Origin of the sequence: Escherichia sp. TW14182, from assembly GCF_000208525.1 — a bacterium.
GTDB lineage: Bacteria > Pseudomonadota > Gammaproteobacteria > Enterobacterales > Enterobacteriaceae > Escherichia > Escherichia ruysiae.
The window spans coordinates 1-8,244 of record NZ_AEJZ01000008.1 but is presented as its reverse complement, the minus strand read 5'-3'; the positions used below and the strand labels follow the sequence as shown (position 1 = coordinate 8,244).

At 48.4% G+C, this 8,244-nt stretch carries 10 protein-coding genes and 1 pseudogene; 9 read left to right on the top strand and 2 right to left on the bottom strand.

Annotated elements, in window-relative coordinates:
- Positions 1–75: 75 nt before the first annotated feature.
- Both EQY_RS0101165 and EQY_RS0101160 read right to left on the bottom strand, forming a co-directional pair.
- A complete protein-coding gene (locus tag EQY_RS0101165) occupies positions 76–609 on the bottom strand; it encodes a potassium channel family protein (RefSeq protein ID WP_237712256.1) in 534 nt (177 codons plus the stop codon).
- Positions 610–928: 319 nt separating this feature from the next.
- Positions 929–1,171, bottom strand: a complete 243-nt coding sequence (locus EQY_RS0101160; protein ID WP_000866086.1) for a FaeA/PapI family transcriptional regulator — start codon at positions 1,169–1,171, stop codon at positions 929–931.
- A gap of 633 nt (positions 1,172–1,804) precedes the next feature.
- Between EQY_RS0101160 and EQY_RS0101155 the strand changes: the two genes are divergently transcribed.
- From EQY_RS0101155 to EQY_RS0101120, 9 genes and pseudogenes are all read left to right on the top strand, one after another.
- Positions 1,805–2,104, top strand: a complete 300-nt coding sequence (locus EQY_RS0101155) for a PapB/FocB family fimbrial expression transcriptional regulator (RefSeq protein ID WP_001117557.1) — start codon at positions 1,805–1,807, stop codon at positions 2,102–2,104.
- A gap of 184 nt (positions 2,105–2,288) precedes the next feature.
- On the top strand, positions 2,289–2,807 hold the full coding sequence (locus EQY_RS0101150) for a fimbrial protein (RefSeq protein WP_024212354.1): 519 nt from the start codon (positions 2,289–2,291) through the stop codon (positions 2,805–2,807).
- 101 nt (positions 2,808–2,908) lie between these two features.
- Positions 2,909–5,320, top strand: coding sequence for a PefC/AfrB family outer membrane usher protein (gene pefC, locus EQY_RS0101145; RefSeq protein ID WP_000806549.1), 2,412 nt, complete (start codon positions 2,909–2,911; stop codon positions 5,318–5,320).
- Complete coding sequence (locus EQY_RS0101140; RefSeq protein ID WP_001058636.1) at positions 5,313–6,005, top strand: fimbrial chaperone; 693 nt, start codon at positions 5,313–5,315, stop codon at positions 6,003–6,005. The genes pefC and EQY_RS0101140 overlap by 8 nt, the downstream gene beginning before the upstream one ends.
- Complete coding sequence (locus EQY_RS0101135) at positions 5,992–6,513, top strand: hypothetical protein (RefSeq protein WP_001212899.1); 522 nt, start codon at positions 5,992–5,994, stop codon at positions 6,511–6,513. The genes EQY_RS0101140 and EQY_RS0101135 overlap by 14 nt, the downstream gene beginning before the upstream one ends.
- 12 nt (positions 6,514–6,525) lie before the next feature.
- Positions 6,526–6,684, top strand: a complete 159-nt coding sequence (locus tag EQY_RS26460) for a hypothetical protein (protein WP_158000057.1) — start codon at positions 6,526–6,528, stop codon at positions 6,682–6,684.
- A 67-nt stretch (positions 6,685–6,751) separates the two neighbouring features.
- Entirely contained in the window at positions 6,752–7,396 is a 645-nt protein-coding gene (locus EQY_RS0101130) for a DsbA family protein (protein WP_077629625.1), read from the top strand.
- A 31-nt stretch (positions 7,397–7,427) separates the two neighbouring features.
- Positions 7,428–7,727, top strand: a complete 300-nt coding sequence (locus EQY_RS27190) for a helix-turn-helix domain-containing protein (RefSeq protein WP_001277199.1) — start codon at positions 7,428–7,430, stop codon at positions 7,725–7,727.
- Between the two features lie 25 nt (positions 7,728–7,752).
- Positions 7,753–8,244 (top strand): annotated as a pseudogene (locus EQY_RS0101120) (transposase); the annotation flags it as partial.

Sequence of the window (8,244 nt, the reverse complement as noted above, 5' to 3'; positions counted from 1 at the left end):
CCGCTGGCTTAACTGGCTGGAGAAGCTGCCGGAAGGTTCAGTGCGTCCGGTGATGACTGAGTCGGTTGCTGATATTCAGGCTTTTGAGGACGAAAAATCGCTGACAACACGTGCAATAAATACCAGAGAATAGATATACCCTACAAGCGCCACCAGAATGGTGGCATTTCTGGCAGTCCATGATGCAGCAACGATATCACCATATCCGACAGTCAGAATACTGATGAATGAGTAATAAAACAGATCGTTCATCATTAGTGGCCTTTCTGAAGAAACACCCCTGAATGCTCCAGGCGTATAAACTTCAATACTGGAAAACAGGAAGAAGCCCATATACCCAATCAGCAAAAATCCGCACAGCGAGGCAAAAACCAGCTCACGACTTACGTTCCGGGTAAACATGACCTGTCTGAGTACCACTATGGATATCAGTACAAAAAAGTACAGATGAAGCAGTTTTTCAAATGACGCCATAACGGGAGTGTTGTGTATAAAAATTTTTATTACTGTACCGGTGAGGACAGGCAATAACAGCAGGAATCTTCTTTCTCCGGCAAGAACATTGATGCCTGTAATAACCTGAAAAAAAAGGCTCAGGTGAGATTTCACCTGTGGGTCCCCCGGCAAGACATTGATGATAAAAGCGCTGAATAACGCAATGAAAAGTAAAGTATAGGGAAACGTTTTAAGTATGAGAAGTAAGCGCATATGCATCACGAACAGAACGATCTGTATTAAATCATAAATCTGAGAGAGAGACTGACAGTAGTATAAGCCAGGCAGCCGTCAGGCTGCCTGACCGACAGATAAAATACTCTCCAGGAACCCCGTGGTGGTTTTCTTCTTACTCACGGTTCCTCCTGGTGAGATGTCTGAACGTATCCTGCCGCCTGCGCTGGCAGACGGTAAGAGGTAATTTCATCCGGCGTCAGTTCTTGACATCTGAAGCCCGGACAGGACTCTCCGGGCGTGTTATGCATTCCGGGGGCTGTGCAATTTCCCACAACGTCTTTGCTCCGCGACGAATATCGCTTCGTTTTACCTTTCCTTCTGTAGTCAGGCACTGAAGAAGATAGCGTGCCTGATAATCCGTTGTTTTCAGCATGTCGGCCACTTCCGCTGTAGTGGCTGTTTTACACTGCGAAAGATATTCAAGAATCAGCACTTTCATAGCATTCTCTTTTTATAACTATTCTCATTTGCATATTTGCCGGCACCCGGCGTTTTACTGCTGGCAGAGTAACAAAACCCTGATTCAGATTATTTCTGAATAAAAATTAAAGCACAAACACATAGATATACACTGGTGGTATTTGTGAAGTTAATTTAAATAAAATGTAAAAAAACAAATCATATATCCAGACCTAAATTGCGTCGGGTAATGTCTTATATCAAGAATCCAGATAAGGCTTATCAAATCAACTGATAAATAACGTAAATATTAGCGTTGATAGCAAGATTGCATTCAGGAGTTGTTATTTAAAATAGTCTTTCTTGTTTGCTGTTTTTATAAAAAACATAAAGACAGGTTTTATTTTTATTCTTTCCAAAAAAAACGATAAAAGATCGTATTTATTGCATTATCCGATCTTTTCATCTGGTTAATGCATTGACTTGTAGTGTATTGTTCTGTTTGGTGTTTGGCATTCAGGATTTTATGTTGTTTGGTGTGTTCTTTTTAGTTAAAAAGATCGCAAAATGCGTATTGAACGGACTTTGATACTATATAAAATAGAAAATATATAAATTTTGAGAACGTGTTCCTTTGGTTCCGGGGAGTGGAGAAAGCTGCGGAGGGGTATTTATGCCTGGTTGTGGCTATGATGATTTGACCTCTTATCAGAAAGGTCTTGATTCAGTTGTCAGAAGAGAAGATGTAAAAGGCTCATTATCAGGTGAACAGTTTGATTTGTTAATGGAGCTTTCTTCGATTCATAGCCCGAAAGTTATTCTGGCAATGCGTGACCATCTTGTTAAAGGGGATTTACGCAAAGTTGTTTGTCAAAGATATGGCGTTAATGCCGGGTATCTGAGCGTGTGCATTGGGCGCCTGCTCCGTATAGAGCGTGGCGTTTCCAGGCTGGCTCGCTTTTATTGCCGGTAAATCCGAACAATACAGTTGGTGTTGCAAAAAAATAAATGCTGCTATCTGTACAGGCGGCTGCCGTATATTTATGGATGGGGAGGCGTTATTTTCTTTTTTTGTCTGGGGAGAAAATAGCGACGCGTCATTAATGCGTCCTGTAACAATGATTATTTGATATTCCAGTTATTCGGAGTTTAATAAGATGAAAAAATTAATGATTGCATCTGCAATTGCAATGACTATGGCTGCTGGTTCTGCAATGGCATCTCAGGGGGATATTCAGTTCTTTGGTAACGTAACTGAAGTTACCTGTGACGTAACTCCGGAAGTAGGTGGTGCGGTTACCGATATGGTTCAGCTGGGTACTGTGAAGAAGAACGCTCTTGGCGAAGAAATTTCTCTGGTATTTAAGGCAACGGATCCTTCTGGTGGCGAATGTTCATCGTTGAGCACTGGAAAAACAGCTTCTGTAGCATGGTCGGGCAACCTGATTGCAGATGGTATTGGTGCGCAAGGTGGTCTGGCGGATGATGCTTATGTTGTTCTGAAACCCGTGAACGGTCAGGATAGTAACAAGATCGATTCCACTGACCATGTTGCTGACTTTGCTGCAGAAAACGTTATAAATGGTGCTGGCCTGAAGTTCACTGCTCAGTTGCAGGGTAAAGATAAAGTCGGTGACTTCCAGACTGCGGCAGCTTACGCGGTTACCTATAAGTAATCCCTGACTTTTATCTCCTTTTCCCGGGAGTTTACTTCCGGGAAAAGCATCCCATTTTCCGGAGTATATGCTCCCTGCTGAGCTCGAGGATATATTCATAGATGAAGCAGTGTCGTCTTTTTAAATTATCTCTGTTGGCACTGAGTATATATTCTCATTTTAGTGTCGCAACAGAATTAAACCTGGATTTTATCCAGGGAACCAGTGTCATTCCTTCCATTCTGAAAACAGACAGCGCTCTGCCTGCAGGTCAGTACGTTGTTGATGTGCTCGTTAATAACGAGCGAACCGGACGTGCGAATCTTGTCATTACGGAAGCGGATGAAAAAAACAATCGTCTTTGTCTCTCGTCCGAATGGCTGGATAGCGCCGGGGTGATGATGAAAAAAGACGCTTATGATGATGTCTTTGACAAGGAAAAACAGTGTTATGTCCTGACCCGTAATCCCCATACTAAAGTGGATTTTGATTATGGTGCACAGACATTAAAATTTAATATTCCTCAGGCGTATTTGCTGAGTAAAAACGACCCCGCCCGCTGGGATTACGGTGTGAATGGCGGGCGCCTGAAATATTACGGTAACTTCAATAAAAACGTTCATGATGATGTGAATGCCTTCGGGAATTTTGATGCAGCCATCAACCTGGGGCGCTGGGTGTTATCCAGCAACATGAACGTGTCGCATGACCGTGATAAAACCGAATTCACCTCCAGTGACCTGACCCTGTCCACGGCCATCAGCCAGGTGCAGGGAGACCTGTTGCTGGGGAAATCACAGACACGTACCGAACTGTTTTCTGACTTCAATTTCTACGGAGCGGCACTTCGCTCTAACAGTAATATGCGCCCGTGGGAATCCAGGGGGTATGCGCCGGACATTTCCGGTATCGCCCCCACCCCTTCCCGTATTACCGTGAAACAAAACGGATATACGGTCTATTCTAAAATGGTACCGGCGGGACCTTATCGTCTGGATGACCTGCGCCCGATGGGGAACGGCGACCTGGTGGTGACCGTTGAAGATGAAAGTGGCAACAAGACCGAGCAGGTCTATCCGGTCACCACGCTGCCGACGCTGCTGCGTCCGGGTGAGTTCCAGTACAACCTGGCGGTGGGTAAGAAGAACAACAGTAATGAACTGGATAAGGCGTTTCATTCTGACACCGGAATGTTCTGGCTGGGCAGTCTGGACTATGGTTTCTCCACCACCACGCTGAACTCAGCATTCATTCTGAATGATGATTATCAGGCCGGTGGTCTGGGCGTTACCCAGATGCTGGGAGGACTGGGAGCCGTGTCGCTCAGTGCGAACGTGTCAAAGGCCAGCTATGACAACGGAGAAGTGAAAACCGGACAAAGCTTCAGCGCCAAGTATGCCAAAAGTTTCTCGGACAAGACAGACCTGCAGTTACTGACATACCGCTACCAGAGTAAGGGGTATGTGGAGTTTGCAGACTTTGACCCGAAGGATATCTGGCGCTGGCGAGGCGGTAACCAGAAATCCCGCTATGAAGCCCGGTTGTCGCACCGTTTTGACAACACGTACCTGAGCGGCTCTTTCTGGCGTCAGGATTACTGGATGCGTGAGGGGCATGACACCGGAAGCACGCTGTCATTCAGTACGTCTGTATTTGATTCCGTCTCGGTCTTCCTGAACGGGTCGTATTCAAAGTATGCATGGTCAGATAAGGCAGATTACTCCGTTTCACTGAGTCTGAGTGTGCCGTTTGACCTGAAAGGAACCCGTCATTACAGCAGCAACAGCGTGGGCCATACCCGCACCGGTGGTACGACATTCAACACCAGTGTGTCAGCCTCTCCGACAGAGCGGTTTAATTACAGTCTCAGTGCGAATGCTGGTTCAAAAGGTAACCGTGGTGCGTCTGCATCGGCCAGCTATGCGTTTGATGCCATTCAGACCAATATGGGCGTCTCCCGTTCTTACAACAAGCACGGAAGCAGCCAGACCAGTTTCTCCGGCAGTGTTTCCGGCTCTGTTCTGGGGACATCTGAGACTGGTCCGCTCTTTACCAAAGAGTCGTCTGACACCGTGGGTATTGTCAGCATTCCGGGCGTTAAAGGTGTTTCTGTTAACGGCTCCATGCCGACGAACAGTGACGGTAACACGGTTGTGTGGTTATCTGAGTATTCAGAGAACAGCATCAACATCAACATGGATAACGTGCCGGACAACATGGAGTTTGAGACCACATCATACAACGTGGTGCCGACCGAAAAGGCAATGATTTACCGCAAATTCGGCTTCGAGAATGTGCTGCGTTATATCCTGCGAGTGAAGGATGCGCAGGGCAACTACCTGACCGGTGGCGATGCGAAAACGGAACAGGGGCTGAATGCAGGGTTTATTTCAAACAATGGTGTTCTGCTGATGAACATGCTGGCTGAACCGAAAACTGTCAGCGTGAATACCGGGGACGGAAAACAGTGTCGTTTCTCCATGGCAGGACTGAAGGCCAACACGAATAAAGTTCAGGAGGTTCGTTGTGAATAATTTTGGTAAGGCAGCGCTGGCTGCCCTCCTTTCTCTCTCTTTCTGCAGCCAGTCCATGGCGGCATTTACGCTGAACGGGACCCGTTTCATTTATGAAGAGGGAAAGAAGAATGTTTCTTTTGAAGTGACGAACAATGCGGACAAGACCTATGGTGGTCAGGTGTGGATTGATAACACGAACCAGGGGAACGGCGTCTACATGGTGCCACAGCCCCCGTTCTTTAAGGTGTCACCCAAACAGAAACAGATTATCCGCATCATGAACACGGACAGCAATCTGCCGAAAGACCGTGAATCCCTGTTCTGGCTGAACGTGCAGGAAGTGCCGCCCAAACCGGAGATGAAAGATAACGAAGGCAGTGTACTGGCCATTGCCATGAACACCCGCGTGAAGCTGATTTACCGTCCGGCGTCCATTAAGAATGGTCGTAAGGATGCAGAGAAGCAGCTGAAGCTGGAACAGCGTGGCAGTGACACCTGGCTGAAGAACCCGACGCCGTATTACATGGCCATTGTTAACGTGAAGCATGACGGTAAGGACATCACACTCAGTGACAAGGTGATGAAGGAAGTTGCACAGCTTAAGCCGTTCAGTGATGTGAGTCTGGGTAAAAAAGTGAGCGGAAAAATCAGCGTGGATGCTGTAAATGACTGGGGTGGAGTTCAGAGCTATGAGATTCACTAAAGCGGCCCTGGCAGCACTGATGATGGTGGTGATGACCGGCAGCGGACAGGCGGCCACCACCGCCACAGCAACGCTGACAATTAATGTCACCTTCACCCAGCCGAGCTGTGATATTACGGTGCTCCCTGAATATAACTTGGGTACCCTGACTCCGGGGACAAAGTCGCACGCTCCGCTGAAAATCTCCTGGAAGTGTGAAGGTGACGCGCCGGTTAAAACAGCGCTGACGGCAACCATTGTGAAAGGAGGCGCAGGTAGTGGTGATGAGAAAGTTGTTTTGCAGACAGACAGAGGTACTGACACCGGAGCGACTCTTTCCCTGAGAGAAAAGGATAGGTTGATAAAACTGACCGGTTCGACTGCGGAAGATTATTTTTGCAGTGATGCGAATGTGGTTTCTGGCGTGACGGAGCGCATCTGCACACTGACGCCGGAAACGAATGTGTCTCAGAGAGGACCGTTCGGTCTGGCATCGGCCACACTGCGTTTTGAGGTGGGTTATCCGTAAGGGAGGCAAAGTATGAAACAAATGCCTGCTGACAGGGAAAAAAGGTACGGAAAACAGGAGGAGAGAGGATGGCTGAGAGAATATTTTGGAGAGATTTTTCTGTTCATCCTGAATTGCTTTCTCTGGGGATATATCTGGTTTGAAACGCCTCTGCTGCAGGGATATTACTGACCCGGTCATACCAGCCAGTCAGAAAGACAACGCCGTAATTCGTGAATAAATCTGTGAAAGGTAATTAATGATGTTCAGGCAACTGGTATTTCTGCTGTTCTGTGGGCTGGGCATCGCCTGCATGCCACAGTCCCGGGCAGCGACACCCGCGGAAGGTAAGGATTACAGCGTGCTGAAGACGCCGGTGGCAGACGCACCGGCGGTGGTGGAGTTTTTCTCCTTTTACTGCCCGCCCTGTGCGGCTTTCAGCAGCCGTTTTCACGTCAGCCAGGCCGTGGACAAAATCCTGCCGCCCGGGGAGAAGGTGGTGAAGTATCACGTCGGCAGCATGGGGCCGCTGGGACCGGAGCTGACGGAAGCCTGGTCGGTGGCAAAAGTACTGGGTGTGGAAGACAGAGTGGAGTTACCGCTGTTTGTGGCGGTGCAGATAAACCGGAGCATTAAGACGGAAGCGAGTATCCGCCAGGTGTTCATTGATGCCGGTATTCCGGCAAGGGACTATGACGCGGCGAAAAACAGCATGGCGGTACGAGCCCTGACGGCCAGACAGCAGGAAGCGGCAAAAGCTTATGGTGTGACAGGAACGCCGTCATTCTTCGTGAAAGGGAAATATCTGGTGAACAACGGCGGTATACGGCCATCGACTGAGCAGGATTACGGGAAGTCGTTTGCGGAAGTGGTCAGCGCGCTGCTGAAACAGCACCAGGGATGAGTGGAAATCAGGCGGGAGCAGGAAACGGAAAATGAGTGCGGTAACGCTGAGTGTTTTTCTGACACACTATAACGCGGAGCTTACCCTGACACTGCCAGACACACTGACCCCCACGGAGTTGTCATTACTGCGGATGCTGATACAGGGGATGAGTGTGTCGGAGATAGCCCGTTGTCGTCACCGCAGTACGAAGACGGTGTCATATCAGAAGTCGCAGATATACCGGAAGCTGGGGATACGTAATGACCTGACGTTCTGGCTGGATATTCTGCTCAGATATAAACCGGTGCTGAGGAAGACAAAACCATTTATGAACCACCGGGTCGGGTAATTAAAAAATTTGACTGAAATCATGAATGAGAGACAGCCGTTACCGCGAATCTGCACAGGCATGGATATTTCGCCGGCGACGCCGGGCATCCCATAACGCTGATATATGGGACCTGCGTTTTCACCGGGAAAAATACCTGAAGCGCATATGGCAGCAGGTGGATAACGGTGAATATCGACTGTTACCACCACAGCTCATCCGCACCGGAAAACAGGAAGATATCGTTCTCTGGTCTGCCGCTGATGCCATGGTGATGAAGTGGGTGGCACTGGAAATACAGGACCTGCTGCCCCTGCAGAAACAGTGTGTCCATACTGCAGGGCACCGCGGCGGTCGGGACTCGCTGGCAGAAATAACGCAAACGCTGGTTCAGGGGGCACGTTTTGTCTGGCGGACTGATATCCGGGGCTATTACCGGTATATCCGGAAAGAACAGCTCTGGCTCCACGTCTACCGTTTTGTCCGTTCGCCGGTGCTGCTGAACATTATTAAACAGTACATCTGGTACACCGTCGAA

Coding starts and splice junctions, on each gene's coding strand:
- EQY_RS0101160 (WP_000866086.1), bottom strand. CDS start 1,171: ATGAAAGTGCTGATTCTTGAATATCTTTCGCAGTGTAAAACAGCCACT.
- EQY_RS0101155 (WP_001117557.1), top strand. CDS start 1,805: ATGCCTGGTTGTGGCTATGATGATTTGACCTCTTATCAGAAAGGTCTT.
- EQY_RS0101150 (WP_024212354.1), top strand. CDS start 2,289: ATGAAAAAATTAATGATTGCATCTGCAATTGCAATGACTATGGCTGCT.
- pefC (WP_000806549.1), top strand. CDS start 2,909: ATGAAGCAGTGTCGTCTTTTTAAATTATCTCTGTTGGCACTGAGTATA.
- EQY_RS0101135 (WP_001212899.1), top strand. CDS start 5,992: ATGAGATTCACTAAAGCGGCCCTGGCAGCACTGATGATGGTGGTGATG.
- EQY_RS26460 (WP_158000057.1), top strand. CDS start 6,526: ATGAAACAAATGCCTGCTGACAGGGAAAAAAGGTACGGAAAACAGGAG.
- EQY_RS0101130 (WP_077629625.1), top strand. CDS start 6,752: ATGATGTTCAGGCAACTGGTATTTCTGCTGTTCTGTGGGCTGGGCATC.
- EQY_RS27190 (WP_001277199.1), top strand. CDS start 7,428: ATGAGTGCGGTAACGCTGAGTGTTTTTCTGACACACTATAACGCGGAG.